Genomic DNA, 26,087 nt, shown 5'->3' with positions numbered 1-26,087 from the left:
CCCCGCCAGCGCCGCGCGCACCTGATCGCGGTCGACCCAGATCGCCTCGGCCAGTTCCTTCTCGTCGAGCCTGATCGTCTTGTCGCGGACCTTGGCGATGCAGCCGATCATCAGCTGCGAGGGGATCGGCCAGGGCTGGCTGGCGAGATAGCGGACCTCGGTCACGATCACGCCCGCCTCCTCGAACAATTCGCGTGCGACGGCGTCCTCGATCGATTCTCCGACCTCCAGGAACCCCGCGAGCGCCGAAAAGAAGCGCGGCGGCATGTTGATGTTGCGGCCGACGAGAACATGATCCTCATGTTCGGCGAGCATGATCACAACCGGGTCGGTGCGCGGATAATGTTCGGTCCCGCAACCGCCTTCGTCCTTCACGCAGAAGCGGGCCCAGCCCGAACGGCCGACGTTCGTCGGGCGGCCGCAATTGGCGCAATAGCGATGGCGGTCGTGCCAGTCGACGAGCGAACGGGCGGCGGCATATATTGCCGGTGCGCCCGGTTCGGTCATCGCCGCCGCTCCGCTGATCGTCGCACCACGCTGGTCGCGGCCCGGAGCGATCTTCGACAGCGAGACGAAGCAGGGCTTGTCGTCGAGCAGGCCGAGCAGGGCGAGGTCCGCTTCCGGATCGCCTTCGGTCAGGCTGGTCCAGACGAGCCTGCCTTCAGCGTCCAGCACCGGCGCGAGGCCGTCCAGCTTGAGCAGCTTCGCCTCCGGATTGGCGCAGGCGGCGTCGAAATAGGGACGGTTGTCGCGCTCGATATCGATCCGGACGAGGGGCGATCCGGTGAAACCGGGGGTGGGGATCTTCGACATCAACTCTCCCTGTCTGCACGACTGGCGTCTTCGCGACCGGCGATAGCGCGCTCGGCGGCGCGTGCGAAGAGGGTCGGAAGGCCGGCTTCCCCGATCCGCTCGATCGGCCACCATTCGCCTTCGCCGTGCGGACTGCCGACGGCGCGGACCACTGACAGGCGCAGCGCGAAATGGGTGAAGACATGGTCGACCGTGCCGCAGGGCTGCCAGTCGGCCGCGATCGGCGCCGAGGTCAGGCCGGGCGAGGCATCGACCCAGTCCCCGGTGGGCAGCGCGCGCATTCCGCCGAGCATGCCCTTCTCCGGGCGCCGGACGAGCCAGACCTGCTCGTCGCGTTCGATCCAGAAGGCGGTCCCGTGGCGTTGCGGCTTGGGCTTCTTCGCGGCCTTGACCGGGAAGGCAGTCGGCGTGCCCAGGCGACGCGCTTCGCAGGCGTCGGACAGGGGGCAGATAAGACATTGCGGGGGCCGGACCGCGCAGATGCCGGAGCCCAGATCCATCATCGCCTGCGCGAAATCGCCGGCGCGCGCGTCCGGGGTGACGCTTGCCACCAGCGCGCGCAATCTGGTGCGCGCCTGGGGCAGGGGCTGGTCGAACGCGAACAGCCTGCTGACGACGCGCTCCACATTGGCATCGACGACGACTGCGCTTCGTCCGAAGGCGATCGCGGCAATGGCGGCCGCGCTATACACGCCTATCCCAGGCAATGCGCGCAGTGCGTCCTCGCTGTCCGGGAAGCGGCCGCCATGGTCGGTTGCGACCATCCGAGCGCAGGCGAGCAGGTTGCGTGCCCGCGCATAATAGCCAAGCCCGGCCCAGGCGGCCATGACGTCGGCATCGTCGGCCCGGGCGAGATCGCCGACCGTCGGCCATCGCGCGGTGAACAGCTCGAAATAGGGCTTCACCGCTGCCACGGTCGTCTGCTGCAGCATCGTCTCCGACAGCCAGACCCGATAGGGATCGGGCAGGGGGGCTCCGGGCTCCGCGCGCCACGGCAGGCTCCGCCGGTGGACATCATACCAGGCGAGCAATTTTTCGGACACGGCATCGACGGACATGGGGCGCCTATGGCATGAAGCGCCGCATGAACGAAGCGCCCCCTGCTCCCACTGTCCGAAAGCGCAAGGCCCAGCCCGATGCCGCACCCGCGCGTCCACGGGGCGGTGGCGCGAGGTCGGTGGCGGACATGCTGCCCGACGTCGGCCGGGCCGCCTTCCGCCGCTTCGGATTCGTCCAGAGTTCGGTCGTCAGCCGCTGGGCGGAGATCGTCGGCGAGCGCTATGCGAAGGTTTCGCTGCCCGAATCGATCCGCTTTCCGGCGGGCAAGCGATCGGACGGGGTGCTCACCCTGCTGGTCGAAGGGGCACATGGCCCGATGATGCAGCATGTGCTGCCGACCATCGTCGAGCGGGTAAACCGCTTCTTCGGCTATGGCGCGGTCGCACGCGTCGTGCTGCGGCAGGGCAGCTGCGCACGGCTCGAGCCACAGCAGAGCCGCGTCGCGCCGCCCTCGCTGAAGCCGATTTCGCCCGACATCGGCGGCAGCCTGCGCCTGATCGCCGACCCCGAACTGCGCACCTGCCTCGAATCGCTGGCGGGCAAGCTGGCCGCGACCAGCGGCGCACCCGTCATCGCCTCCGGAGATAAAGAGCTTTGACCCGATCGACCTTCCGCCTGGCCGCCTTGTTGCTGGCCGCGACCCCGCTGACCTTCGCAGCCGCCACTCCGGCCAAACCGGCAGCAAAGCCCACCGCTGGCGCCAACTGGCTCGCCACTGTCAACCGCACCGCCGAAGGTGCGCTCGTCATCGGCAATCCGGCGGCCAAGGTGAAGCTGGTCGAATATCTGTCGCTGACCTGCCCGCATTGCGCGATGCTCTCCAAGGAATCGCTTCCGGCTCTGCAGCGCGACTATATTGCCAAGGGTCTGGTCAGCCTCGAAGTGCGCCATGCGGTGCGCGACGGCTATGACTTCGTCGCGTCGCTGCTGCTGCGCTGTGAGCCGCCGACGCGCTATCTCGGCTCGATCGAGGGGCTGTTCGCCACCCAGGAGGACTGGATGGCGAAGGGGGCCGCCGCCAAGAACGATGCCGCCTTCGAAGCCAAGTCGCAGGACGAGAAGATGGCGGCCGTCGCCAAGTCGGCCGGCTTCGACACCTATTTCCAGAAGCGCGGCCTGAGCCCCAAGGCCTATGCGGCCTGCATGGCGAACGAACCGGCAAAGAAGCAACTCGCCGAGATGGCGGGTAACGCCTGGCAGCGCGACGGCATTCCGGGCACGCCGCTGATCCTGATCAACGGCCAGCGCAAGGAAAATGTCCACGGCTGGTCGGATCTGGAGCCGATGATCAAGGCGGCGCTGAAGTAAGCCTCGCATAGCGCGACTTTCTATCGGCTGTCGGCTTCGGCTGGCGCGTTTGTCCGCTTGCACCGCGCGTCTCCGAGGCTATCACTGTCGCCCGACGGCCCCGTGGCTGCTTGGAGTATATGATCAGATGAAGAAGGTTCTTCCCGTCGCGGCGATCACGATTGCGCTGGCGCTCACCGCCTGCGGCAAGAAGGAGTCGGATAGCGCGACGACGACCAACAGCGCGGCGCCGGCCGCGCCCAGCGCGCCCTATAGCGGCAAGGACTGGACCGAGACGCTCGCCAAGACGCCCGAGGGTGGCTTTCGCATGGGTAATCCCGATGCGCCGGTGAAGCTGGTCGAATATGCGTCGATCACCTGCCCGCATTGTCGCGATTTCACCAAGAACGGGTCCGGACCGCTCAAGGAGACCTATATCAAGACCGGCAAGGTCAGCTGGGAATATCGGAACTTCGTGCTGAATCCGCTCGACGTCGTCGCGACGCTGGTCGCGCGCTGCCAGGGCGCCGACACCTTCTTCCCCTTCGTCGAGCAGCTTTACGTTACCCAGGAGCAGTGGGTCGGCAAGTTCAACTCGGTCGACGAGAAGACGCTCCAGTCGGTCGGCAAGCTGCCGCAGCAGGAGCAGTTCACCCAGCTGGTCGAACTGTCGGGCCTCAAGGATTTCTTCAAGTCGCGCGGCGTGACAGAGGACCGGATCCAGGCCTGCCTCACCGACAAGGCTGCGCTCGACGAACTGCTCAAGATCCGCGACCGCGGCGCCAACGAGGACAAGGTCGACGGCACGCCCAACTTCCTGATCAATGGCGAGCGTCAGGAAGGCGTCTACGACTGGCCGGGTCTCGAAGCCAAGCTGCGCGAAAAGGTCCGCTGACGATGAGGCTTGCGGGCGCTTCGGCGGAGGACCGCTGAACCGCCGATGCGCATCCGCAAGCTCCGCCTTTCGGGTTTCAAGAGCTTCGTCGAGCCGGCGGAGCTGATCATCGAGCGCGGGCTGACGGGGATCGTTGGCCCCAATGGCTGCGGCAAGTCCAACCTGCTCGAAGCGATTCGCTGGGTGATGGGCGAATCGAGCGCCAAGTCGATGCGTGGCGGCGGGATGGAAGACGTGATCTTCGCCGGTACCACGACACGGCCGGCGCGCGACTTCGCCGAGGTCACCCTCTTCACCGAACGCCCCGACGCGGCCGAGGATCAGGACCGCGAAGTCGAGGTCACCCGGCGGATCGAGCGGGGGGCGGGCTCCGCCTATCGGATGAATGGTCGCGACGTCCGCCAGAAGGATGTTGGCCTGCTCTTCGCCGACGCGGCGACCGGTGCCCATTCGCCAGCATTGGTCAGCCAGGGGCGTATCGCGGCGGTGATCGCGGCCAAGCCCACCGAGCGGCGGCAGATGCTCGAAGAGGCGGCCGGCATTGCCGGGCTGCACGTGCGCCGCAAGGATGCCGAGCAGAAGCTGCGCGCGACCGAGGCCAATCTTGCCCGGCTCGACGATCTGATCGCGGATATGGAATCGCGCACCGCGTCACTGCGGCGTCAGGCGCGGACGGCCGAGCGCTACAAGGCATTGAGCGAGCAGATCCGGCTCGCCGAGGCGCGCCTGATCTTTTCCCGCTGGCGTGAGGCAGCCGCCGCCGCCGAACTGGCGGAGAAGGAGGCCAAGGCCGCTGAAGGGCTGGTTGCCCAGGCAGGCGAGGCACAGAAGGCGGCGACCGCCCGGCAGGCCGAGGCGGTTCAGCTGGTCGGCGATGCACGGCAGGCCGCGCAGGCGGCGCGTGAGCGATCGACCGGGCTGGCGCATCGGCTGGCGACGCTGACGAGCGAGCTGGAGATGGTCCGGCGTCGGCTCGCGGACATCGCCCAGAGTCGCGACACGCTGGCGCGCGACCGCGCGCGCGAGGATCGCCTCGCCATCGATGCAGCTGCGGCACTGTCTGCACTGGCCGACGAGGAAAAGCTGCTCGGCAAGCGGATCGAGGAAGCGACGCTGCGCCAGTCGGCGATCGATGCACAGGTGCGCGATGCCGAGTCCGAGGCGCGCGAGGCCGAGTTGTCCGTCGCCAGGGCGCAGGCCGCCTTTGCAGCTGAGCAGGCCGATCTGCGCGTCGCTCAGGCCAATGTTGCTGCCGCGCGCCAGCGACTCGACCGGGCCCAGACCGACGCCGGTCGGATCGAGCGCGAGATGGCGGGGCTTGGTGACGAGGCGCCTTTGCTGGCGCGGCGTGCCGCTGCGACGGCGGCGCGCGAGTCCGCCGAAGGCGCGATCGCCCAAGCCATGGCTGCGATCGCCCGGGGGGAGGAGGCGCGCGCGGCTGCTGCCGAGCGCCGCGAGGGGGCGGAAGCTGCGACCGGTGCGGCAAGGGCGGCACTGGCCGCGCTCGAATCCGAGGCCCGTTCGCTGGAAAAGAGTCTTCCCGCCGGTGGCTCGGGCAACCGGGCGATCGATCGCATAAGGGCGGCTTCGGGCTATGAACGTGCGCTTGCCGCCGCGCTTGGCGACGATCTGGAGGCTGCGATTGGCGGGGACGGGCGGTTGCGCTGGTCTGGTGCCGATCCGGACGTGGTCGACCCCGCGCTTCCGGCCGGCTGCGAACGGCTAGCCGACCATGTCGTGGCGCCCTCCGAATTGGCGCGCCGTCTCGCACAGGTGGGCGTCGTCGATGCGGATGACGGTTCGGTGAGGCTGGCCGTCGGACAACGGCTGGTCACCCGCGATGGCAGGATGCGGCGCTGGGACGGCTTCGTTGCGGCCGATGTCGGTGCAGCGGCGGCCGAGCGTCTGGTCCGCGCCAATCGGCTCGAAGCGTTGCGGGAGCAGATCGCGCCAGCCCGGGCCGAGGTGGAGGCCGCGCAATCGGCCCTCGCGGAGGCCAGCACTGCGGTGCAGGCGGCGCGGTCCGAGGTTGAGGCAGCGCGCGCCGAGCTTGCCCGCGCGGAGACGGCTCAGCGCAACGCGATCCGCGACGAGGACCAGGCGACGACCGCGATCGAGCGGCTGGCCACGCAGAAGTCCGCGATGATGGACCGCAAGGCGCGCGCTGCTGCAGAAGTAGCGGAGGCCGAAGCTGCGGTCGCGCAGCAGATGTCGGTCATGCTCGCCCTGCCCGATGGCGAGACGAGCCGTGCCGAGGTCGACCGGCTGCGCGCGGCGAGCGAGGCAGTGCGCGCGCGGCTGTTCGAGGCGCGCGGCCAGGCGATGACGCTGGCGCAGGCGGCATCGGCGGACATGCAGCGCCAACAGGCGGCGAAGGCCGAGGCGAAGAGCTGGCGCAACCGGGCAGGAGACGCCGCCAGCCGGATTGCCGAAATGGATGGCCGCGCCAAGGCGATCGAGACCGAAGCGCGCTCGCTGTCCGGCCGCCCCGAGGAGCTGGAGGCGCTGATTGCGACCGTCCGCGCCGATGCCGACGATGCAGGCAGGGCAGCAGAGGCCCTGCTTCAGAAGGAACGTGAGGCAGAGGCTTCGCTGCGGGCGATCGAGGCAGGTCTCGCGCAGGCCGGCGAAGCGCTTGCCTCCGCGCGCGAGGCGCGGGCGGGAGCGCAGGCACGGTTCGAGAATCAGGAACTCCGCCGGATCGAGATGAGCCGCATTTCGGGCGAGCGCTTCGAATGTCCGGCACCTGTGCTGCCCGAAAGGCTGGGCTTCACAGCGGCCGAGGTGGCCGACGGGACGAGCGAGTCGGGGCGGCTCGACGGGCTGACCGCGGATCGCGAGCGGCTGGGGCCGGTCAATCTGGTCGCGGACACCGAACTCGCCGAGATCGAGGCGCAGCATGGCACGAGCATAGCCGAACGCGACGAGTTGCAGCAGGCGGTCAACCGGCTGCGCGGTTCGATCGGCAGCCTCAACCGCGAGGGCAGGGCGCGCCTCGTGGCGGCGTTCGAGGCGGTCAACGGACATTTCACGCGGCTGTTCGGGACATTGTTCGGCGGAGGCGAGGCGCATCTGGCGCTGATCGACAGCGAGGACCCGCTCGAAGCGGGGCTTGAGATCATGGCCCAGCCGCCGGGCAAGAATCTCTCCTCGCTCACGCTATTGTCGGGCGGCGAGCAGGCGCTGACGGCGGTGGCGCTGATCTTCGCGCTGTTCCTGACCAACCCGGCGCCGATCTGCGTCCTCGACGAGGTCGATGCGCCGCTCGACGACGCCAATATCGAGCGCTTCTGCGACCTGCTCGTTGCAATGACGCGCGAGACGGAGACCCGCTACCTGATCGTGACTCACAATGCGGTGACAATGAGCCGGATGCATAGGCTGTTCGGGGTGACGATGGTCGAACGCGGGGTCAGCCGGCTGGTGTCGGTCGATCTGGGCGCAGTCGAGCAATTGCTGGCGGCGCAATAGTTTCGGCCCCGCTGCTTTTTCGGCGGATCATCGTCGATATACTGATGACGTGCTGAACGCCGCTCTCTTCCGGGCCGGAATCCTCGCCGCGCTCGTCGTGGCGGTGGCGCCTGTCTCCATCCGGGCCGCGCCGAAGACAGGGGCCGACAAGGCAACAGCCCGCTTCGAAGCCGAGGTCTCGGCACTCGTCGCGCGCCCTTTGCCATCGGGAGGCGTTTCGACGCTGTTTCTCGGCAGTTCGAGCATCCGGCTGTGGGATGTCGACGGCAGCTTCCCCGACCTCCATGCGCTCAACCGGGGCTTCGGCGGGGCGACCACGGCCGACGTGCTGCACCATTATGAGCGGATCATCGCGGGCGTGCAGCCGGACACGGTGATCGTCTATGTGGGGGAGAACGATATCGCGGCTGGAGCCTCGGCAGAGGCGGTCCAGGCTGACGTTCTTGCCCTGATGGCGCGGCTGCGTGCCGACATGCCGCGCGCGCGGATCGCCTATCTGTCGATGAAGCCGACGCCGCTGCGCTGGGATCTCTATGCCAAGATGGCCGCCGCCAATGCCGTGATCAAGGCGCAGGCGGCAGAGATCGGCTACGACTTCGTCGATGTCGGCGGCGCGCTGCTGGACGAGGGCGGCAAGCCCGACGCACGCTATTTCAGCGTCGACGGGCTGCACCTCAACAAACAGGGCTATCAGCGCTGGACATCGATCCTTGCGCGCTATCTGTCAGGCGCAATACCTTCGGCCGGCAGGGCGGAGGGTACCGCCACGCGTTAGAGGATTTCGCGGATCTTCTCGGGAGGACGGCCGAGCCGTGCGCCCTTTTCGGTTTCCACAAGCGGCCGTTCGATCAGAATGGGGTCTGCTGCCATAGCATCGAGGATTGCATCATCGCTGGCACCCTTGAGCGCCTTGGCGCCGTCTTCGGCTTTCCGCAGACCTTCGGCGGGCGACATGCCCGCCTTGGCATAGATCGCCGCGATCGCCGCGCGAGATGGCGGCGTCTTCAGATATTCGACGACCTCGATCTCGACGCCGGGCGTCGATTCGAGGATCGCCAGCGCCTCACGCGATTTGGAGCAGCGGGGGTTGTGCCAGATCGTCGCCTTCATGCTTCGTCTCCGAGCGAATTCAGAATGTCGAGCGCCTCCTGTCGGCGCGCCCAGGGAACAAGAATATGGTCGTGGTGGAAGCCTGCGACGACATTGGCGGCAATCCCTGCGGCAGCAAGCGCGCCAGAGATAGCGGCGGTCAGGCCAACCGCCGCCAGATCGGAATGAACCGCCAGGCTGATCCTCGCCCAATCGCCGAGCGGGTCGGGAAGGATGATCGTCCAGCCTTCCTCTTCGCGGATCAGGGCGAAGACGTCGGCAGAGGGGGACTCCGCGACATCCATCGCCCGGATCGCATGACGCCTGTCGTCCAGCACGGGCGCCATCGAGGCGATCAGCCTCGAAAGGGCGCGCTCACCGGTCAGGCTTCGCCCTGTTCGGCCAGCCACTTCTCCAACCACTTGATCGTATAGTCGCCCTTCTGGAAATCGGGGTCGTCGAGCAAGGCCTGGTGGAGCGGGATCGTGGTCTTGACGCCTTCGATCACGAACTCTTCCAGCGCACGCCGCAGGCGCTTCAGACAGCCCTCGCGGTCGCGGCCGTAAACGATCAGCTTGGCGATCATCGAGTCATAATATGGCGGGATGCGATAGCCGGCATAGAGGCCGCTATCGACGCGCACATGCATGCCGCCCGGTGCGTGGAAGGCCTTTACGAGGCCGGGGCTGGGCGCGAAGGTGCGCCAGTCTTCGGCGTTGATGCGGCACTCGATCGCGTGGCCGCGGAACTCGAGGTCGGCCTGCGTCACCGACAACGGCTTGCCCTCGGCGATGCGAATCTGCTCGCGGACGAGGTCGAGGCCCGTGATCGCCTCGGTCACCGGATGCTCCACCTGGAGGCGGGTGTTCATCTCGATGAAGTAGAACTCGCCATTCTCGTACAGGAACTCGATCGTGCCGGCGCCGCGATAGCCCATGTCGGCCATCGCGCGGGCGACGATGTCGCCCATCTCGGTCCGCTGCGCATGGGTCAGAACGGGCGAGGGGGCCTCTTCGAGCACCTTCTGGTGGCGGCGCTGGAGCGAACAGTCGCGCTCGCCGACATGGATCGCATTGCCATTGCCGTCGCCGAACACCTGGAATTCGATGTGGCGGGGATCGGCGAGATATTTCTCCATATAGACGGTGGCGTCGCCGAATGCCGCCTTCGCCTCGGAGCCGGCTTGCGCCATCAGCGTCTCGAGCTGGCTCTCGTCGGGCACGACCTTCATGCCGCGTCCGCCGCCGCCCGAAGCCGCCTTGATCAGAACCGGATAGCCGATCTTCGCCGCGATCTCCTTGGCCTCGTCGAGTGAGGTCAGCGGTCCGGGCGATCCGGGGACCAGCGGCAGGCCGAGCTTGGCCGCCGTCGTCTTGGCCTCGATCTTGTCGCCCATCGTCCGGATATGCTCGGGCTTCGGGCCAATCCAGATCAGGTTGTGCGATTCGACGATCTCGGCGAACAGCGCGTTCTCCGACAGGAAGCCGTAGCCGGGGTGCACCGCATCCGCGCCCGAAATCTCCGCCGCAGCGATGATATTCGGGATGTTGAGATAGCTCTCCGACGCGGCCGGCGGGCCGATGCAGACCGACTGGTCGGCCAGGCGGACGTGCATGGCATCGGCGTCGGCGGTCGAGTGGACCGCGACGGTCTGGATGCCCATCTCGTGGCAGGCGCGGTGGATGCGGAGCGCGATCTCACCGCGATTGGCGATCAGGACCTTGGTTATCGCCACGATGCTTTACTCGACGATCACGAGCGGCTGGTCATACTCGACCGGCTGGCCGCTTTCGACCAGCAGGGCCTTCACCGTGCCCGCGCGGGGCGCGGGAATGGCGTTCATCACCTTCATCGCCTCGACGATCAGCAGCGTCTGGCCGGCGGACACCTTGTCGCCGACGCTGACGAAGGCCTTCGCGCCGGGTTCCGGCGTAAGATAGGCGGTGCCGACCATCGGCGACTTGACCGCGCCGGGATGATCGGCGGGCGCTTCCACCGGGGCTGCGGCCGCCGGTGCTGGCGCGGCGACCGGCGCCGGAGCGGCGGCGGGGAGGGCATAAGCGGGGGCGGCGCCGACGGTCACGTTGCGCGCGACCTTGATCCGGCGTTCGCCGTCCTGAACCTCGATCTCGGTCAGGTTGGTATCATCGAGAAGCACGGCGAGCTGGCGCACCAGTTCCGGGTCGACCTGCATTGTTTTCCCCTGCGATTGATCGGCCATAGCGTTAAATCATCCACAAAATTCGTCTTATGGCGGACGCCATTGTCAGATGCGCGCGGCTGCGTCCAGCGCCAGCATGTAGGATTGCGCCCCGAAACCCATGATCGAGCCCTTCGCCGCGCGGCCGACATAGCTGACATGACGGAAGCTTTCGCGGGCATGTGGGTTGGACAGATGGACCTCGATCACCGGCACCGAGACGCCCTTGATCGCATCGTGGAGCGCGATCGACGTATGGGTATAGGCGCCGGGGTTTATCAGCACCGCCTTGGCCCCGCGCGCATGTGCTTCCTGGATCCAGTCGACCAGATGGCCTTCGTGGTTGGATTGGCGCATGTCGATCTCCACCCCCAGTTCGAGCGCGCGATCCTCGAGCATCGCCGCGATGTCGTCGAGCGTGGTGCTGCCGTAGATTTCGGGCTCGCGCGTGCCCAGCATGTTGAGGTTCGGTCCGTTTAGGACATAGATGACCGGACGATCCGCCACGCGGCTTGCCTTTCCATTGCGAGGGTGCGAGCCGCCTCCCTATATGGTGCCCAGACACAAAGCGCAAAGCGCATCGGAGACCGCATGACCAATCCCGACGGAACGATCCAGCTCCGCATCAACGGCGAACACCGCCGCGTGCCCGCTGGCCTAACCATCGCGGAGCTTGCCCTCGAACTGGGGCTCGACCCGGCGAAAGTGGCGGTCGAGCGCAATCTGGAGGTTGTCCCCCGCTCGACGCTGGGGCAGGTGCGGCTCGAAGACGGGGACGAACTCGAAATCGTCCATTTCGTGGGTGGCGGAGATCATGGCGTGACGGTGGATGACGACAGCTGGACGGTGGCGGGGCAGACTTTTCGGTCTCGCCTGATCGTCGGCACGGGCAAGTACAAGGATTTCGCGCAGAACGCTGCGGCGGTCGAGGCGTCGGGTGCGGAGATCGTCACCGTCGCGGTCCGCCGGGTCAACGTGTCCGATCCCAAGGCGCCGATGCTGACCGACTTCATCGATCCGAAGAAGATCACCTATCTGCCGAACACCGCCGGATGCTACACCGGCGAGGAAGCGATCCGCACGCTGCGCCTGGCGCGCGAGGCGGGGGGCTGGGAGCTGGTCAAGCTCGAGGTGCTGGGCGAGGCCAAGACGCTCTACCCCGACATGGTCGAGACGCTGCGCGCCACCGAGATCCTTGCCAAGGAAGGCTTCAAGCCGATGGTCTATTGCGTCGACGATCCGATCGCCGCCAAGCGGCTGGAGGATGCGGGTGCGGTCGCGATCATGCCGCTCGGCGCCCCGATCGGCTCTGGCCTCGGCATCCAGAACAAGGTCACGATCCGACTGATCGTCGAGGGCACCAAGCTGCCCGTGCTGGTCGATGCCGGCGTCGGCACCGCCTCGGAGGCCTCGGCCGCGATGGAACTGGGCTGCGCAGGCGTACTCATGAACACGGCCATCGCCGAAGCGAAGAACCCGGTGATGATGGCGTCCGCGATGAAGCTGGCGGTCGAAAGCGGCCGCCTCGCCTATCGCGCAGGCCGCATGGGACGCCGCATGTACGCCGACCCGTCGAGCCCGCTTGCCGGGTTGATCTAAGGATATGGCGATGCTGGGGCCGCTGCTTGCGCTCGCTGTGGTGGCGGTGCCCCAGCCAGTTGGCATTCGAAACTGGGTTCTTCCCGACGATTATCCCTTAGCGGCGCTGCGGGAAGAGCGATCCGGTCATACGGGCTTCAGGCTGACGGTCTCGCCGTCAGGCAAACCGCTGCGATGCGAAATAGTCTATCTCAGCGGATGGGACGATCTGGACAAGCGGACCTGCCAGGTGCTCATGAAGCGGGCCCGGTTCAAACCCAGCTTCGGCCCCGATGGTACGCCACTCCATTTTGTTTACCGCAGCATCAACAGCTTCTGGATACCCGAAGGCCCGCCGACGAAACGCCCGAGACCATCGACGATCGATGTTCTGGTAATGCGGAAGGAATTGCCAGAGGGGATTTCGGATGCTGCCGAGATCAATCTGGCCATCGTTGTCGACGCCGCGGGCGCTATGGCGGATTGCACTCCATTCCTGCCGGAAGAGATGCGCGATGCAAAACACGCCAAGCGGGCGTTCGAACTGATGGCCCCTTCCGCCTGCAGCTATCTGAAGCAAAATTATCGGCCCAAACCGGCAGCCGACGCAGAGGAACGCGCCGTCCCGTCGATTCAGAATGCGAAAGTGGGCTTCACCCTGATTTCGAAATAGGCCTGCGCCGCTTTTAGGCGTCGGACCGTGCGTACTTTCTTTTGTTCAGATCTCGAAACAAAGCTGTAATTCGAGATGCCATGCGGACGTCGGCTTCCGCCGCAAGCTCGAGAAACCAGATCTGATACGTTGCCTCGTATATTTGCGTAGAGAGGCTGCAACCAGCCTCTTCTACAGGCCAGATGGGGTTTTGCGGGGACGATCGATCATGGCGACGGGTGTCGAACGGCATGTCTTTCTGCGGAAGCTGGCGCAGCAAGCCCTGAACAACGCCATCGCGTCGGCTGCGACGAACTCGGGTCTGCAGCGATGGCAGATTGCGCTCGATTGCTTCGATCGCTGCTCGCAAGCGTCCGATGGGAGCAGATGTGCGGGCTGTGCCTGCGTCCGCTATTGCCGTCACGCCACGATCTGAGCCGGGTCAGGCGGCGGCGAGGGTCTCGTCGACATAGCGGAAGAGGGTGTTGCCTTCCCCCGACCTCTTGGCTTCGTACATCAGCTTGTCGGCGGCCTCCAATATATCCTCCCAATGCGGATAGGCCTTGCCGTCGATCATCACGGCGCCCGCGCTGACGCCGATCGACCAGGGGCGCAGCCGGCACAGATCGGCGACCTCCGCCTGGAAATGGGCGATGATCTCCAGCGCGCGTTCGCGGTCGATATCCGGCATCAGCAGGACGAACTCGTCGCCGGCGATCCGGCAGATCGAATCCTGGGAACGCATCGATCGCTCCAGGCAGGTGGCGACATCCGACAGGCATCGGTCGCCCTCCGCATGCCCGTGGCGGTCGTTGACCGCCTTGAAGCCGTCCAGATCGAGATAGGCTATCACGGTGGACTGCGCGGGCCGGCGACCGAATTCGCCCTTGAAATGTTCGATCAGCCAGCGTCGGTTGGGCAGGCCGGTCAGGGGATCGTGCAATGCTCGTTGCTCCGCCGCCTTCCTGCGTCCGATATCTTCCACGACGGCGACGAAGAACTCCGGCTTGCCACTTTCGTCGCGGACGAGCGACACGGTCAGGTTGGTCCAGACGGCGCTTCCGTCCGACCGGATGTAGCGCTTTTCCAGCGTGTAGGACGCCGAACGGCCTGACAGCAGCCGCTCGACATGGCGAACGTCCGCTTCGAGGTCGGCCTCATGGGTGATCTGCTGATAGCTGCTGTCGAGCAACATGGCGCGGGAGTGGCCGATTACCTCGCAGAATTTGTCGTTCACCAGCAGGAAGCGGCCGTCCATCCCGACATGCGCCATCCCTACGGCGGCCTGCTCGAAGGTTGCGCGGAAGCGTTTTCCCATATGTTCGAGCGCGCGGTAGGCATCGTCGCGTTCGAGCGCGGCCAGCCCGGTAACGATCGTGCCCGCCAGCAGCTGGGCCACGAGAAATTCCTCGTCACCGAAGCAGTCGGCCTCGTGGCCGAACAGCTTCAACGTGCCGACGGCGCTGCCCTCGTACAGGATCGGTGCGAGGATGATCGATCCGATCCCGGCCTTGCGGCAGAAATCGGCATCCACGCGACGATCGGCCTGGGTGTCGCGGCAAAGCTGGCCGCGCCTTCCATCGATGCAATCACGGAACAGGTCCCCGGTGACGGGCTGGCGATAGCCCAGATAGGCTGCGGCGGACCCGCTCGCCGCCCGGCACTCGCGCTCATCGAGATCGCACAGGTCGATCATCGCGCCGCTGGCGGTTCGCACCATGCGCAGCGCACGCTCGACAACGAGCTGCATCAGCTCTTCCAGATCGCTTTCGATCGTGCTCGCCATCGATTGCAAGGCGAGCAACTCATGCGACCAGCTGGGATCAAGCCGGACGTCCGGCATCGAAGCAAACTCCACTCGTACAGGTCGGCGCCTTTACAGCATGACGTGCAGAGATGAAAAATTCCTTTGCAGGCCCAGGAGGTCAATTAGTCGAAGAATGCTGGTTAAGAGGGGCCGGATCGTTCGCTTGGAAAGCCGGCCGGGCTATTCTGCGGCCAGGGCATCGGCCGACTCGTCGTGGGTCTTGCCCTCGACGACGACCGTCAGATGCTCGACCCGCGGAGGATTCTGGAAGAAGGGTCCGCACAGGCGGCGCCATTCGAGGAACGCGTCGGAGTTGCGAAATTCGACCATATGGTCCTCGATCGTCTCCCACTCGACGAACATCCGATAGCGGCTGGGCTGTTCCATCGATCGGTGCAGGCGGAAGGCGAGACAGCCTTTGGAGGCGAGGAAGAGGCCCTTGGCGACAGCGGCGGCGGCTTCGAAATCCCGCTCATGTCCCGGCTTGATGTCGATTTCAGCCAGTTCCTTGATCATCCTGTCCTCCCGTTGCCGGATGCATGTCCAAAAGGGCGTGAGAGGTCAACGCATTACATCCGCAATCGGCGCTTTTCCGAGCGGATTTGCATCGGCCTTCCGCACTGCGATGGACGGGGGCGTCGTAACGGCCATGCGATGATGCCGGCTCTTCCGGCGGCGGCCAGGATGGTGCATGGGGAGGATATTGGCTGTCGATCGGCGGGGCGTCCTCCGTCCCCGTGAGGCGCCATCGTCCGACCATTTGCAGGTTCCCTTTGCCCCGTGACATCCGACAAGGACAAGCCCGCCCGCCCCGACATGCCACCGAGCGAGAAGCCGGTGGCCACCGTCATCCAGATCGAGCGCGGACTGGTGGTAGCGGGGGTCGTGTTCCTGGCGGTACTGGTCGCGTTCATCGCTGCGGGTGGCATCTATCTTCGCCGCGTCAGCGATGCGCCCAAGCCCGGCGCCGAGCGGCTTTCGGTCGACCTCAGCCGTATCGGCATCAGCAAGGCAGGGCCGCGCCGTATCGATTATGCCCGCCTCGACAGTCGGATGCGGCGGTTGGCGGAGAAGAAATCCGTCGTCGGCGTTGCGATCGTGACGGTCGAGAATGGCGAGATCAGCTTCGCCAAAGGCTATGGCGTCACCAGCGACGGACCGAACGGGCATCCGGTCGACGCGCACACGGTCTTCCGCTGGGCATCGGTGTCGAAGGGTGTGGCATCGACGCTCATCGCCAAGATGGCCGAGCGCAAGATGCTGTCGCTGCGCGATCCGGTGTCGCGCTGGGCGCCGTCGCTAAAGCTGCCGGAAAATGCGCAGGATGTGGCGACGCTCGACAATCTCCTGTCGCAGAGCCTGGGCATCTGGAAGAATGCCTATGATCAGGACCTGGAGGATGGCCGCGACCCGAAGGAAATCCGCAGCCGGCTGAACCAGATCCCGCTGCTCTGCCCGCCGGGCAAATGCTACAGCTATCAGAACATCGCCTATGACGCCGCGAGCGAGGCCGCCGAACATGCGGGCCACGCATCTTATGCCGATCTCGTCCAGCGCATGTTGTTCCGGCCGCTGGGCATGACGTCGGCGACGCTCAGCAGGGCCGATCTCGAAGCATCCGACAATTGGGCACCTCCGCATCAGGGGCGCCGGGAGTTGAAGGTCGCCGACGCCTATTATCGCACCCCGGCAGCGGGCGGGGTCAATTCCTCGATCATCGATCTGGGCATCTGGATGCGGGCGCAGATGGGCGGGGCGCCGCGCGTGCTGTCGCGCAAGCTGCTGCGCGAGATCCATAGCCCGCGAATCCGCACCTATTCGATCCACCGCCAGCGCGAACTGGACCAATCGCTCAAGGATGCCTCCTACGGGCTCGGCTGGCGCATCTGGCACTATCAGGGGCGCGAGGTCATCGGCCATCGCGGGGCAGTCGACGGCTATCGCTCGCTGATCATCTTCGATCCGCTGTTGAAAGCCGGTGTCGCGATGTTGTGGAACTCCACGGCGGTCGAGCCGACCGGCATGCAGTTGGAGGTGCTCGACATGCTCTACAACCAGCCGTTCAAGGACTGGATGGAACTCGACAAATAGAATTTGTAGCTTTTGTGCGACCGCGAAACCCCGTCCGCCATTTCCCGGTCTTTGCATGTCGTCAATGCACGGAAAGTTTGCGGCACATGCGAAAAGCGCAACTTTCGGAGATGATGATCAGTCTGCTTTGACATTATCGCGCCGTTGGCTAGATCGGCGCGCATGTCCAGCAAGCCACGCACCCTCTACGAGAAGATCTGGGACGCCCATGTCGTCGAGCGCCGCGACGACGGGACCTGCCTGATCTATATCGATCGCCACCTCGTCCACGAGGTCACCAGCCCCCAGGCCTTCGAGGCGCTCCGCGTCGCGGGGCGCAAGCTGCGCCGCCCGGACCTGACGCTGGCGGTGCCGGACCATAACCTTCCGACCACGCCCCGGCTCGATGCCCAGGGGCGGCGGGTGCCGATCGCCGATCCCGAGTCGGCAGCGCAGCTCTCCGCGCTGGAGAAGAACGCGCCGGAGTTCGGTGTCCGCTATATCGACGCGACCGACGCCGAGCAGGGCATCGTTCACGTCGTCGGTCCGGAGCAGGGCTTCTCGCTCCCCGGCACGACGATCGTCTGCGGCGACAGCCATACGGCTTCACATGGGGGTCTCGGCGCGCTCGCCTTCGGCATCGGTACGTCCGAGATCGAGCATGTCATGGCGACCCAGACCCTGCTCCTCGCCCAGTCCAAGTCGATGGAAGTGCGCGTCGAGGGCAAGCTGGGCCTGGGCGTGTCGCCGAAGGACGTCGTCCTGCACATCATCGGCGTGATCGGCGCGGCCGGCGGCACCGGCTATGTCATCGAATATACCGGCGACGTCTTCCGCGAGATGTCGATCGAAGGTCGTCTGACCGTCTGCAACATGTCGATCGAGGGCGGTGCGCGCGCCGGCCTGATCGCGCCCGACGAGAAGACCTACGCCTATATCCAGGGCCGCCCGATGGCGCCCAAGGGCGCCGAGTGGGACAAGGCGCTTGCCTGGTGGAAGACGCTGCCGACCGACGCCGGGGCCAGCTATGACAAGGTCGTCGTGATCGACGCCGCCGACATCGCACCCAGCCTCACCTGGGGCACCAGCCCGGAAGACGTGATTCCGGTCACTGGTGTCGTCCCCGATCCGTCGAGCTTTGCCGACGCCTCCAAGCAGGTCGCCGCACAGAAGTCGCTCGACTATATGGGTCTGACCCCCGGAACCCCGATCGAGCAGGTCGAGGTCCAGCATGTCTTCATCGGCAGCTGCACCAACAGCCGGATCGAGGATCTTCGCGCCGCCGCCGATGTCGCGCGCGGCCGGAAGGTAGCGCCGAACATCCGCCAGGCACTGATCGTGCCGGGCTCGGGCCTGGTCAAGCGTCAGGCCGAGGAAGAGGGGCTGGACCGGATCTTCATCGACGCGGGCTTTGAATGGCGCGAGCCGGGCTGCTCGATGTGCCTTGCGATGAACCCCGACAAGGTTCCGGCCGGCGAACGCTGCGCCTCGACCTCGAACCGCAATTTCGTCGGCCGCCAGGGTCCGGGCGCGCGCACCCATCTCGTCTCGCCGGCCATGGCGGCGGCGGCGGCGGTGACGGGACGTCTGGCCGACGTCCGCACGCTGGAACCGCTCGGGTGATCCGCGCGCTCGCGGTTGCGGCGGCCATCGGCCTGTGGGCCGGTGGCGCGGCTGCGGCCACGCCCGGCACCGTCGAGAAGCTGTGGCGCCTCGATTGCGGGAAGGTGATCGTCAATCAGCTCAACGTCTTCTCGGACACGCAATCCTATACGGGGCAGACGCGGGAGCTGGTCGGCAGCTGCTATCTGATCAAGGACGGCGACGCCTATATGCTGTGGGACACCGGGCTTCCGGCGTCCGCGCGTGGTGCCAAGGCCGATCCCAGCCAGCCGATGAATGCGCGCCTCGACCGGACGATCGTCGAACAGCTCGCGCAGATCGGGGTGAAGCCCGAACAGATCGGCCTGATCGGCATCAGCCATTATCATTTCGATCACACCGGCCAGGCCGCCGATTTCCCCAAGGCCAAGCTGCTGATCGGGGCAGGGGACCTCAAGGTCGCGCGCGCCGATGCGGCGATCGGCAAGCCGATCGCGCCCTGGCTGGCGGACGGCGCGAAGGTCGAGGGCGTCGAGGGTGACAAGGATCTGTTCGGCGACGGCAGCGTCGTCATGATCGCGCTCGGCGGGCATACGCCTGGGCATCATGGACTGCTCGTACGCCTGCCGCGCACCGGGACCGTCCTGCTTTCGGGCGACGTCGCGCATTTCCACGAGAATCTCGACAGCGATGGCGTCCCGACCTTCAATGTCGACCGCGCCGACTCGCTGGCGGCGATGGACCGTTTCCGCAAACTCGGCGCTTCGCTGAAGGCGGTGTCGATCATTCAGCATGATCCCCGCGACGTCGCGAAGCTGCCCGCTTTTCCCGAAGGAGCCGAATGATGAAGCCGATCCGCGAGATCGAGGGCCGGGCCTATCCGCTCGGGCTGAAGAATGTCGACACCGACGTGATCATCCCGGCGCCCTATCTGAAGACGATCACCCGCAAGGGCCTGGGCAAGGGCGCGTTCGAATCGATCCGCGCGCAGCCGGGCAATGTGTTCGACGATCCGGAATATGCCGGTGCGAACATCGTGATCGCCGGTGACAATTTCGGCTGCGGCTCCAGCCGCGAGCATGCTGCCTGGGCCCTGGCCGACATGGGCGTCGAAGCAGTAATCGCGCCGAGTTTCTCGGACATCTTCTCGGGTAACGCGTTCAAGAACGGTATCCTGACGGTCGTTCTGCCGCAGGAGGCGGTCGATCGGCTGCTCGAAGTGGCGAAGACCCACCCGATCGCTATCGATCTCGATCAGCAGTCGGTGACGACGCCGTTCCAGGATCGTTTCACCTTCGAGATCGATCCGTTCCGCAAATATTGCCTGCTCAACGGCCTCGATGAGGTCGGCATGACGATGGCGCGTGACGTCGCCATATCGGGCTATGAGCAGAAGATGGCGGCCGAACGCCCCTGGCTCTGACGGCGGCTGCCCGGTCGCTGCGCAGTTGCGCGGCGGGGGGCGGATGCCTATCTGGACTGGAAACCACAGGCGAACAGGGATTCAGATGACGACTTTCGACGATCGCGAACAGGCCTTCGAAAACAAGTTCGCCCATGACCAGGAGATGGCCTTCCGCATCACCGCGCGGCGTAACCGTCTGCTCGGGCAGTGGGCGGCGGGCATGATGAAGCTGACCGCAGAAGAAACCGACAGCTATGCCAAGTCGGTCGTCCAGGCCGATTTCGAGGAAGCCGGCGACGAGGACGTGATTCGCAAGCTCCTCGGTGACCTCACCTCGGCGGGTGTCGAGATCGACGAGGCTGCGATCCGTGCGGCGCTGGAGGCGAAGGCCGTCGAGGCGCGCCGCCAGCTGATGGAAGGCAAGTAAGCCATGCCGATGGCCGCGTCCGAGATCGAGGCGATGATCAAGGCCGCGCTGCCCGATGCCCAGGTCGAGATCACCGACCTTGCCGGTGACGGAGACCATTATTCGGCGAAGGTCGTGAGCGAGAGCTTTCGCGGCCTGACCCGGATCAATCAGCAGCGTCTGGTCTATGATGCGCTTGGTGGACGTATGGGCGGTGTTCTGCATGCCCTGCAGCTGAGCACCGCAATACCCGACTGATTTTTTGAAGCGCCTTTCCGGTCGATAGTCATGCATCTGTCGTGAAGGCGTCCTAGGGAGTTTCGCAATGAGTGACGACGTTCAGGCCCGCATCGCGACGGCGGTCAATTCGGCCGACGTTCTTCTGTTCATGAAGGGCACTCCGCTGTTCCCGCAGTGCGGTTTCTCCAGCCGCGCGATCGCGATTCTCGAGCATCTCGGAGTCGAATATGCGACGATCGACGTGCTTCAGGATCCGGGCATTCGCCAGGGCATCAAGGAATTTTCCGACTGGCCGACCATCCCGCAGCTTTATGTGAAGGGTGAGTTCGTCGGCGGTTCGGACATCATGATGGAAATGTACGAGGCCGGCGAACTGGCCGACCTGCTTGAAGAGAAGGGCGTGCCGCACGCCTGACATGACCCGATGCGCCGCCTCTTTCCTCTGATCGTGGCGGCGCTGATGGCGTCCTCTCTCGACGCGCGACCGGTGATCATCGCCCATCGCGGCGCGTCCGGGCTGCGTCCCGAGCATACGGCGGCGGCGTACAGGCTGGCGATCGAGCAGGGCGCCGATTTCATCGAGCCCGATCTGGCGATGACGAAGGATGATGTCCTCGTCGTCCGCCACGAGAACGAGATTTCGGGCACGACCGACGTCGCCGACCATCCCGAGTTCTCCGATCGCAAGACGACCAAGACGATCGACGGCCGATCGATCAGCGGCTGGTTCACCGAAGATTTCACCCTTGCCGAGCTCAAGACGCTGCGCGCCCGCGAACGGCTGCCGGCGCTGCGCCCCGGCAATCTGCGCTATGCCGACGAGCGCATCCAGACCTTCGACGAGGTGCTGGCGATCGCCAAGGGCGCGCCGCGCCCGGTGGGCGTCTATCCCGAAACCAAGCATCCGAGCTATTTCGCCTCGATCGGCAAGCCGCTCGAAAAGCCGCTGCTCGCGGCGCTCGCCAAGGCGGGCTTCACCCGGCGCGACGATCCGGTCTTCATCCAGTCGTTCGAAGTCTCGAACCTGAAGGCGCTGCGCGCGCTGACCCCGATCCGTCTTGTCCAGCTGATCGACCCGGACGAGGCCCCCTTCGACCAGCAGCTGGCGCAGACGGGTCTGACCCCGGCGCGCATGGTGACCCCGGAGGGGTTGCGGACGATCGCGACCTATGCCGATGCGATCGGCCCCTACAAGCTGATGATCGAGCCGCGCGATGCCGAGGGCAGGGCGCTCGCGCCGACCAGCCTGATCGCCGATGCCCATGCCGCCGGCCTGCAGGTCCATCCCTGGACCTTCCGCAGCGAAAACGCCTTCCTGCCCGCCGGCGACCGGCGGGGGCAGGGGGATGCCGAACGCGGCGACCCGGCCGCCGAATATCGCCGCTTCCTCGGCTATGGCGTCGACGGACTGTTCAGCGACTATCCGGGCGATGCCGTCACCGCGCGCGAGGCATCCGGACGATAGCATATCGGCCGCCCAGCCGGGCGTCTTGGCGCAACGACCGGAACGGAGCCGGTCCTGTCTCGTTCCCCCGGCTCCCCAACGCCGAGGATCCTAGACATGACCGACATTTCCAACGCCAAAGTGCTGATCATCGCCACCGACGGCTTCGAGCAGTCCGAACTTTTCGACCCGCGCCAGGCCCTGCTCGATGCGGGCGCCCAGGTCGTGCTTGCGTCGAACAAGAGCGAGCCGATCCAGGGCATGAAGCATGACGTGAAGGGCGACACGATCCGCCCCGACGCCTCGATCCACGATGTCGACCCCGCCGACTATGACGCGCTGCTGATCCCGGGCGGCGTCGCCAATCCCGACACCATGCGGATGGAGGAGGACGCGCTGAAGATCGTCCGCGCCTTCATCGACGCGGCCAAGCCGGTGGCGGCGATCTGCCATGGCCCGTGGCTGCTCGCCGAGGCGGACGTCATCGCCGGTCGCAAGCTCACCAGCTGGCCGTCGATCCGCACCGACCTGCTCAACGCGGGCGCCAATGTCGTCGACGAGCAGGTCGTGATCGACGGCAACCTCGTCACCAGCCGCAAGCCCGACGATATTCCGGCGTTCAACAAAGCGTTGATCGAGGTGATCGAAGCGGCCTGACACGACGGCCCGCCGCCATTAATCGGGCGGCGGGCCTTCACATTGGGGGCGGGCGGTGCCACATGGCCAGCATGGAAGAGCAGGTCGTCGGCACAGCCCAGATGCAGCATCCGCTGGTGCGCCGGTTGCTGGCCGGCAATCCGACGCCTTTCACCTATACCGGCACCCAGACTTATCTCGTCGGCACGACCGATGTCGCGGTGATCGACCCGGGGCCCGATATCGAGGCGCATGTCGATGCGATCGTCGCGGCGGTCGGCAATGCGCGCCTTTCCGCGATTGTCTGCACCCACACCCATCGTGATCACAGCCCGGCGGCGGCGCTGCTCAAGGCGCGTACCGGCGCGCCGATCATCGGCTGCGCACCGCTCGCGCTCGACGACAGCGGCCCGCGCGCCGATGCGTCGTTCGACCGCGACTACACGCCCGACGATGTCCTTGCGGATGGCGCCGTGCTGCGCGGGGATGGCTGGACGCTCCGGGCGGTCGCCACGCCCGGGCACACTTCGAACCATATCTGCCTTGCGCTTCCCGAGGCGCGCGCGCTGTTCACCGGTGACCATGTGATGGGCTGGTCGACCAGCGTCGTCGTGCCGCCCGACGGCGACATGGCGCAGTATCTGGAAAGCCTCGAGCGGCTGATGCACCGCGACGAGGATGAAATCTATTTCGCCGCGCATGGCGACCCGATCGAGCGGCCGCAGCGCTTCGTGCGCGGGCTGATCGGCCATCGCAAGCAACGCGAGGGGCAGATCTTGCGCCTGCTGGGCCGCGACGTGGGCGCGATCCCCGACATGGTCCTGCAAATGTATGCGGGCATCGACCCGAAGCTGCATCGCGCCGCGGGCCTATCTGTGCTCGCGCACCTGATCGACCTTGAGCGGCGCGGTATCGTCAGCCACGACGACGCGCTATGGAGCCTCGCGGCCTGAGCCGCCTTGGAGAGTGAATCGATGAACGCCGTTACCGAGAATCTGACGGGCCTCGACCTGCGCGCCGAGATCGAGCGGCTGCGCAAGGAGCGCAACGCCGTCATCCTCGCCCATTATTACCAGACTCCCGAAATTCAGGATCTCGCCGATTTCGTCGGCGACAGCCTCGACCTGTCGCGCAAGGCAGCGGCGACCGATGCCGACGTCATCGCCTTTTGCGGCGTGCGGTTCATGGCCGAGGTGGCGAAGATCCTGTCGCCCGAGAAGACGGTGATCCTGCCCGACATGGACGCCGGTTGCAGCCTGGAGGACAGTTGTCCTCCCGAGGAATTCGCCCGCTTCCGCGCCGCGCATCCCGATCATCTGGCGCTGACCTACATCAACTGCTCGGCGGCGGTGAAGGCGCACAGCGACATCATCGTCACCTCCTCCTCGGCCGAGACGATCCTGTCGCAGCTGCCCGCCGACCAGAAGATCATCTTCGCGCCCGACCGCCATCTGGGCGGCTATTTCGCCCGCAAGACCGGCCGCGACATGCTGCTCTGGGAAGGCAGCTGCATCGTCCACGAGGCCTTCTCGGAAACCGAGCTGCTCAAGCTCAAGGAGCAGCATCCGGGCGCGCCCGTTGCGGCCCATCCCGAATGCCCCGTGCACATCCTCGACCATGCCGACTATGTCGGGTCGACCCGAGGCATTCTCGATTATGTGCTGGGTTCGGACGCCGAGACCTTCATCGTCGCGACCGAGCCGCACATCATCCACCAGATGGAAAAAGCCGCGCCGCACAAGCATTTCATCGGTGCGCCGGGCGCGGACGGGAACTGCAACTGCAACATGTGCCCCTATATGGCCCTCAACACGATGGAGAAGCTCTACATGGCCCTGCGCGATCTGAGCCCGCAGATCCATGTCGACGAGGACACCCGCGTCAAGGCGAAGCGGTCGCTTGATCGCATGCTGGAGATGACCGGCGGTCTCTCCGGTCCCGACGTCGGGCGGCCGAAGCTTTAAGGACCGTCTCCGCGAACTGGGAAGGTCATAGCATCGAATCGCAAGAGGTTCGGGCTTTGGAGAATATGGATTCCCGCCTGCGCGGGAATGACGGCTGCTAAATGCGGGAACAGAGGATGAGCTTCACCCTTCCGAACTTCGATCTGGATGCCTTCGTCCGCATGACGCTTGCCGAGGATATGGGCAGCGGCGGGGATATCACCTCGGCGGCGACGATTCCCGCCGAGGCGCTGTTCGAGGGCGAGATGGCGAGCCGCGACGCGATCAGTGTGGCGGGGCTGCCGCTGGCGGAGGCCTTTTTCCGCGCGCTCGACCCCGATGTGGAGATCGAGACGCTGGCCGCCGATGGCGATCGCATCGCGCGCGGTGGCGTGCTGATGCGGTTGCGGGGCAGGGCGCGGGCGTTGCTCACCGCCGAGCGGTCGGCGCTCAACACCGTCCAGCATCTGTCGGGCGTGGCGACGCTGACGCGCAGCTATGTCGACGCCATCGCCGGCACCGGCGCGACCCTGCTCGACACGCGCAAGACGATTCCCGGCCTGCGCGTGCTGGAGAAATATGCGGTGCGGATGGGGGGCGGCACCAACCACCGGATGCGCCTCGACGATGCCGCGATGATCAAGGATAATCATGTTGCGGTGGCCGGCAGCATCGGTGAAGCGGTGCGCCGCGCGGTTGCCGCCGGAATCGAGCGGGTGATCGTCGAGATCGACCGGATCGATCAGATCGAGCCGGCTCTCGAAGCGGGCGCTACCCATTTGCTGCTCGACAATATGGACCCGCCGACATTGCGGGGAGCCGTAACTCTGGTCGGCGGACGGGTGCCCACCGAAGCCTCGGGCGGGGTGCGCCTCGATACGATCAAGGCGATCGCCCAGACGGGCGTCACCTATGTCTCGGTCGGCCGGTTGACCCAGTCGGCGCCGGCCGCCGATATCGGCCTCGATTTCCGGGCCGTCTGATATGCGCTGGCGGCTGATCCTCGCTCTCGCCGCGCTGATCGCGGCCCCGGCGTGCAGCCGCAAGGCGCCCGCTTGCGAGGTTCCCGCCGATCTGCCGCGCCCTATGCTCGAAGGTCCGACCAGCGAGCAGCCGCGCCGCCTTCTGCCGATCGGCAGCTATACGCTGGCGGTCAGCTGGTCCCCCGAATATTGCGCCGATCGCACGACCAGCCCGCAGGACCATTTCCAATGTGGCGGCGAACGGAGCTTCGGCTTCACCTTGCACGGGCTCTGGCCCGACGGGGAGGGCGCGGCCTGGCCGCAATATTGCCGTCCGACCCGGCTCGTGCCCGAGAAGGTCATCCGCGACCATGTCTGCACCACCCCGTCGCCGCAGCTGATCCAGCATGAATGGGAAAAGCACGGCACCTGCATGAGCAAGACGCCCGAGGCCTATTTCGCCAAGAGCGCCGCCCTCTATTCCGAGCTGCGCTTTCCCGACATGGCGGAGCTGCGCGGCACGTCGAT

Annotated in this window: 30 protein-coding genes; 20 read left to right on the top strand and 10 right to left on the bottom strand. The window is 66.0% G+C overall.

Features of this window, described 5'->3' with window-relative positions:
* Positions 1-813 (bottom strand): NAD(+) diphosphatase (nudC, locus tag KAY22_RS08895; RefSeq protein WP_296622374.1); only part of this gene is annotated, 813 nt, incomplete at its 3' end.
* A complete protein-coding gene (locus KAY22_RS08890) occupies positions 813-1,871 on the bottom strand; it encodes an A/G-specific adenine glycosylase (protein ID WP_296622371.1) in 1,059 nt (352 codons plus the stop codon). The genes nudC and KAY22_RS08890, both read right to left, overlap by 1 nt.
* A gap of 26 nt (positions 1,872-1,897) precedes the next feature.
* Here KAY22_RS08890 and KAY22_RS08885 point away from each other — a divergent pair, with 26 nt between their 5' ends.
* The 5 genes from KAY22_RS08885 to KAY22_RS08865 all read left to right on the top strand — a co-directional run bounded on the left by KAY22_RS08885 (position 1,898) and on the right by KAY22_RS08865 (position 8,300).
* Complete coding sequence (locus KAY22_RS08885; RefSeq protein WP_296622370.1) at positions 1,898-2,470, top strand: DUF721 domain-containing protein; 573 nt, start codon at positions 1,898-1,900, stop codon at positions 2,468-2,470.
* Positions 2,467-3,180: a thioredoxin domain-containing protein gene (locus tag KAY22_RS08880; protein ID WP_296622369.1), complete on the top strand. Its 714-nt coding sequence runs from the start codon at positions 2,467-2,469 to the stop codon at positions 3,178-3,180. The genes KAY22_RS08885 and KAY22_RS08880 overlap by 4 nt, the downstream gene beginning before the upstream one ends.
* Positions 3,181-3,307: 127 nt before the next feature.
* A complete protein-coding gene (locus KAY22_RS08875) occupies positions 3,308-4,054 on the top strand; it encodes a thioredoxin domain-containing protein (RefSeq protein ID WP_296622368.1) in 747 nt (248 codons plus the stop codon).
* 45 nt (positions 4,055-4,099) lie between these two features.
* The gene (locus KAY22_RS08870) at positions 4,100-7,525 is read left to right on the top strand and encodes an AAA family ATPase (protein WP_296622367.1); all 3,426 of its coding nucleotides are present in this window, start codon (positions 4,100-4,102) and stop codon (positions 7,523-7,525) included.
* 49 nt (positions 7,526-7,574) lie between these two features.
* A complete protein-coding gene (locus KAY22_RS08865) occupies positions 7,575-8,300 on the top strand; it encodes a GDSL-type esterase/lipase family protein (RefSeq protein ID WP_296622366.1) in 726 nt (241 codons plus the stop codon).
* Here KAY22_RS08865 and arsC read toward each other — a convergent pair.
* Genes arsC through aroQ form a run of 5 tightly spaced genes read right to left on the bottom strand, consistent with a single transcriptional unit; the run spans position 8,297 to position 11,321 of the window.
* On the bottom strand, positions 8,297-8,635 hold the full coding sequence (arsC, locus tag KAY22_RS08860; protein ID WP_296622365.1) for an arsenate reductase (glutaredoxin): 339 nt from the start codon (positions 8,633-8,635) through the stop codon (positions 8,297-8,299). The two genes, KAY22_RS08865 and arsC, sit on opposite strands and share 4 nt — an antisense overlap.
* The gene (locus tag KAY22_RS08855) at positions 8,632-9,024 is read right to left on the bottom strand and encodes an ACT domain-containing protein (RefSeq protein ID WP_296622364.1); all 393 of its coding nucleotides are present in this window, start codon (positions 9,022-9,024) and stop codon (positions 8,632-8,634) included. Before KAY22_RS08855 ends, arsC begins: the two co-directional genes overlap by 4 nt.
* Positions 8,997-10,349, bottom strand: a complete 1,353-nt coding sequence (gene accC, locus KAY22_RS08850; protein WP_296622363.1) for an acetyl-CoA carboxylase biotin carboxylase subunit — start codon at positions 10,347-10,349, stop codon at positions 8,997-8,999. Before accC ends, KAY22_RS08855 begins: the two co-directional genes overlap by 28 nt.
* 6 nt (positions 10,350-10,355) lie before the next feature.
* Positions 10,356-10,835, bottom strand: coding sequence for an acetyl-CoA carboxylase biotin carboxyl carrier protein (gene accB, locus KAY22_RS08845; RefSeq protein ID WP_296622362.1), 480 nt, complete (start codon positions 10,833-10,835; stop codon positions 10,356-10,358).
* A gap of 45 nt (positions 10,836-10,880) precedes the next feature.
* Positions 10,881-11,321 carry a type II 3-dehydroquinate dehydratase gene (gene aroQ / locus KAY22_RS08840; protein WP_296622361.1) on the bottom strand — a complete coding sequence of 147 codons (441 nt, stop codon included), beginning with the start codon at positions 11,319-11,321 and terminating at the stop codon, positions 10,881-10,883.
* Between the two features lie 84 nt (positions 11,322-11,405).
* Between aroQ and thiS the strand changes: the two genes are divergently transcribed.
* Positions 11,406-12,413, top strand: coding sequence for a sulfur carrier protein ThiS (thiS, locus tag KAY22_RS08835; protein ID WP_296622360.1), 1,008 nt, complete (start codon positions 11,406-11,408; stop codon positions 12,411-12,413).
* A gap of 10 nt (positions 12,414-12,423) precedes the next feature.
* Positions 12,424-13,065, top strand: coding sequence for an energy transducer TonB (locus KAY22_RS08830; protein WP_296622359.1), 642 nt, complete (start codon positions 12,424-12,426; stop codon positions 13,063-13,065).
* A gap of 13 nt (positions 13,066-13,078) precedes the next feature.
* On the opposite strand, the gene KAY22_RS08825 is transcribed toward KAY22_RS08830, so the two are convergent.
* The 3 genes from KAY22_RS08825 to KAY22_RS08815 form a co-directional block, all read right to left on the bottom strand.
* Positions 13,079-13,468, bottom strand: coding sequence for a hypothetical protein (locus KAY22_RS08825; RefSeq protein ID WP_296622358.1), 390 nt, complete (start codon positions 13,466-13,468; stop codon positions 13,079-13,081).
* A gap of 18 nt (positions 13,469-13,486) precedes the next feature.
* Entirely contained in the window at positions 13,487-14,887 is a 1,401-nt protein-coding gene (locus KAY22_RS08820; protein ID WP_296622357.1) for a diguanylate cyclase, read from the bottom strand.
* A gap of 144 nt (positions 14,888-15,031) precedes the next feature.
* Positions 15,032-15,367: an antibiotic biosynthesis monooxygenase family protein gene (locus KAY22_RS08815; RefSeq protein ID WP_296622356.1), complete on the bottom strand. Its 336-nt coding sequence runs from the start codon at positions 15,365-15,367 to the stop codon at positions 15,032-15,034.
* A 264-nt stretch (positions 15,368-15,631) separates the two neighbouring features.
* Here KAY22_RS08815 and KAY22_RS08810 point away from each other — a divergent pair, with 264 nt between their 5' ends.
* The 13 genes from KAY22_RS08810 to KAY22_RS08750 all read left to right on the top strand — a co-directional run.
* Positions 15,632-16,942, top strand: a complete 1,311-nt coding sequence (locus KAY22_RS08810) for a serine hydrolase domain-containing protein (RefSeq protein ID WP_296622355.1) — start codon at positions 15,632-15,634, stop codon at positions 16,940-16,942.
* Between the two features lie 162 nt (positions 16,943-17,104).
* A complete protein-coding gene (gene leuC, locus KAY22_RS08805; RefSeq protein ID WP_296622354.1) occupies positions 17,105-18,544 on the top strand; it encodes a 3-isopropylmalate dehydratase large subunit in 1,440 nt (479 codons plus the stop codon).
* Positions 18,541-19,368, top strand: coding sequence for an N-acyl homoserine lactonase family protein (locus tag KAY22_RS08800; RefSeq protein WP_296622353.1), 828 nt, complete (start codon positions 18,541-18,543; stop codon positions 19,366-19,368). Before leuC ends, KAY22_RS08800 begins: the two co-directional genes overlap by 4 nt.
* A complete protein-coding gene (gene leuD / locus KAY22_RS08795; protein WP_296622376.1) occupies positions 19,368-19,946 on the top strand; it encodes a 3-isopropylmalate dehydratase small subunit in 579 nt (192 codons plus the stop codon). Before KAY22_RS08800 ends, leuD begins: the two co-directional genes overlap by 1 nt.
* An 85-nt stretch (positions 19,947-20,031) precedes the next feature.
* Positions 20,032-20,355: a DUF1476 domain-containing protein gene (locus KAY22_RS08790; RefSeq protein ID WP_296622350.1), complete on the top strand. Its 324-nt coding sequence runs from the start codon at positions 20,032-20,034 to the stop codon at positions 20,353-20,355.
* A 3-nt stretch (positions 20,356-20,358) separates the two neighbouring features.
* Positions 20,359-20,592, top strand: a complete 234-nt coding sequence (locus KAY22_RS08785; RefSeq protein WP_296622348.1) for a BolA family protein — start codon at positions 20,359-20,361, stop codon at positions 20,590-20,592.
* A gap of 67 nt (positions 20,593-20,659) precedes the next feature.
* The gene (gene grxD, locus KAY22_RS08780; protein ID WP_296622346.1) at positions 20,660-20,989 is read left to right on the top strand and encodes a Grx4 family monothiol glutaredoxin; all 330 of its coding nucleotides are present in this window, start codon (positions 20,660-20,662) and stop codon (positions 20,987-20,989) included.
* A 45-nt stretch (positions 20,990-21,034) separates the two neighbouring features.
* A complete protein-coding gene (locus tag KAY22_RS08775; protein ID WP_296622344.1) occupies positions 21,035-22,039 on the top strand; it encodes a glycerophosphodiester phosphodiesterase in 1,005 nt (334 codons plus the stop codon).
* 96 nt (positions 22,040-22,135) lie between these two features.
* The gene (locus tag KAY22_RS08770) at positions 22,136-22,675 is read left to right on the top strand and encodes a type 1 glutamine amidotransferase domain-containing protein (RefSeq protein WP_296622342.1); all 540 of its coding nucleotides are present in this window, start codon (positions 22,136-22,138) and stop codon (positions 22,673-22,675) included.
* A gap of 62 nt (positions 22,676-22,737) precedes the next feature.
* Positions 22,738-23,607 carry an MBL fold metallo-hydrolase gene (locus KAY22_RS08765; RefSeq protein ID WP_296622340.1) on the top strand — a complete coding sequence of 290 codons (870 nt, stop codon included), beginning with the start codon at positions 22,738-22,740 and terminating at the stop codon, positions 23,605-23,607.
* Between the two features lie 21 nt (positions 23,608-23,628).
* Positions 23,629-24,618: a quinolinate synthase NadA gene (gene nadA / locus KAY22_RS08760; RefSeq protein WP_296622338.1), complete on the top strand. Its 990-nt coding sequence runs from the start codon at positions 23,629-23,631 to the stop codon at positions 24,616-24,618.
* A gap of 116 nt (positions 24,619-24,734) precedes the next feature.
* Positions 24,735-25,580 (top strand): carboxylating nicotinate-nucleotide diphosphorylase, encoded by an 846-nt coding sequence (nadC, locus tag KAY22_RS08755; protein ID WP_296622335.1) that lies wholly within the window; start codon positions 24,735-24,737, stop codon positions 25,578-25,580.
* Position 25,581: 1 nt separating this feature from the next.
* Positions 25,582-26,087, top strand: a 506-nt coding sequence (locus KAY22_RS08750) for a ribonuclease T (protein WP_296622332.1), incomplete at its 3' end; no start/stop codon positions are given.

The sequence above is a fragment of the Rhizorhabdus sp. genome, assembly GCF_018006725.1.
Lineage (GTDB): Bacteria > Pseudomonadota > Alphaproteobacteria > Sphingomonadales > Sphingomonadaceae > Rhizorhabdus.
The sequence above is the reverse complement of the archived record's forward strand: the minus strand, read 5'-3'. Positions and strand labels throughout refer to the sequence as shown.

Excerpts from the sequence above, each read along its gene's own strand:
- KAY22_RS08890 (WP_296622371.1), bottom strand. The coding sequence starts at position 1,871 with ATGTCCGTCGATGCCGTGTCCGAAAAATTGCTCGCCTGGTATGATGTC.
- KAY22_RS08885 (WP_296622370.1), top strand. The coding sequence starts at position 1,898 with ATGAACGAAGCGCCCCCTGCTCCCACTGTCCGAAAGCGCAAGGCCCAG.
- KAY22_RS08875 (WP_296622368.1), top strand. The coding sequence starts at position 3,308 with ATGAAGAAGGTTCTTCCCGTCGCGGCGATCACGATTGCGCTGGCGCTC.
- KAY22_RS08870 (WP_296622367.1), top strand. The coding sequence starts at position 4,100 with ATGCGCATCCGCAAGCTCCGCCTTTCGGGTTTCAAGAGCTTCGTCGAG.
- arsC (WP_296622365.1), bottom strand. The coding sequence starts at position 8,635 with ATGAAGGCGACGATCTGGCACAACCCCCGCTGCTCCAAATCGCGTGAG.
- accB (WP_296622362.1), bottom strand. The coding sequence starts at position 10,835 with ATGGCCGATCAATCGCAGGGGAAAACAATGCAGGTCGACCCGGAACTG.
- thiS (WP_296622360.1), top strand. The coding sequence starts at position 11,406 with ATGACCAATCCCGACGGAACGATCCAGCTCCGCATCAACGGCGAACAC.
- KAY22_RS08830 (WP_296622359.1), top strand. The coding sequence starts at position 12,424 with ATGCTGGGGCCGCTGCTTGCGCTCGCTGTGGTGGCGGTGCCCCAGCCA.
- KAY22_RS08820 (WP_296622357.1), bottom strand. The coding sequence starts at position 14,887 with ATGCCGGACGTCCGGCTTGATCCCAGCTGGTCGCATGAGTTGCTCGCC.
- KAY22_RS08815 (WP_296622356.1), bottom strand. The coding sequence starts at position 15,367 with ATGATCAAGGAACTGGCTGAAATCGACATCAAGCCGGGACATGAGCGG.
- leuC (WP_296622354.1), top strand. The coding sequence starts at position 17,105 with ATGTCCAGCAAGCCACGCACCCTCTACGAGAAGATCTGGGACGCCCAT.
- leuD (WP_296622376.1), top strand. The coding sequence starts at position 19,368 with ATGAAGCCGATCCGCGAGATCGAGGGCCGGGCCTATCCGCTCGGGCTG.
- KAY22_RS08790 (WP_296622350.1), top strand. The coding sequence starts at position 20,032 with ATGACGACTTTCGACGATCGCGAACAGGCCTTCGAAAACAAGTTCGCC.
- KAY22_RS08785 (WP_296622348.1), top strand. The coding sequence starts at position 20,359 with ATGCCGATGGCCGCGTCCGAGATCGAGGCGATGATCAAGGCCGCGCTG.
- grxD (WP_296622346.1), top strand. The coding sequence starts at position 20,660 with ATGAGTGACGACGTTCAGGCCCGCATCGCGACGGCGGTCAATTCGGCC.
- KAY22_RS08775 (WP_296622344.1), top strand. The coding sequence starts at position 21,035 with ATGGCGTCCTCTCTCGACGCGCGACCGGTGATCATCGCCCATCGCGGC.
- KAY22_RS08770 (WP_296622342.1), top strand. The coding sequence starts at position 22,136 with ATGACCGACATTTCCAACGCCAAAGTGCTGATCATCGCCACCGACGGC.
- KAY22_RS08765 (WP_296622340.1), top strand. The coding sequence starts at position 22,738 with ATGGCCAGCATGGAAGAGCAGGTCGTCGGCACAGCCCAGATGCAGCAT.
- nadA (WP_296622338.1), top strand. The coding sequence starts at position 23,629 with ATGAACGCCGTTACCGAGAATCTGACGGGCCTCGACCTGCGCGCCGAG.
- nadC (WP_296622335.1), top strand. The coding sequence starts at position 24,735 with ATGAGCTTCACCCTTCCGAACTTCGATCTGGATGCCTTCGTCCGCATG.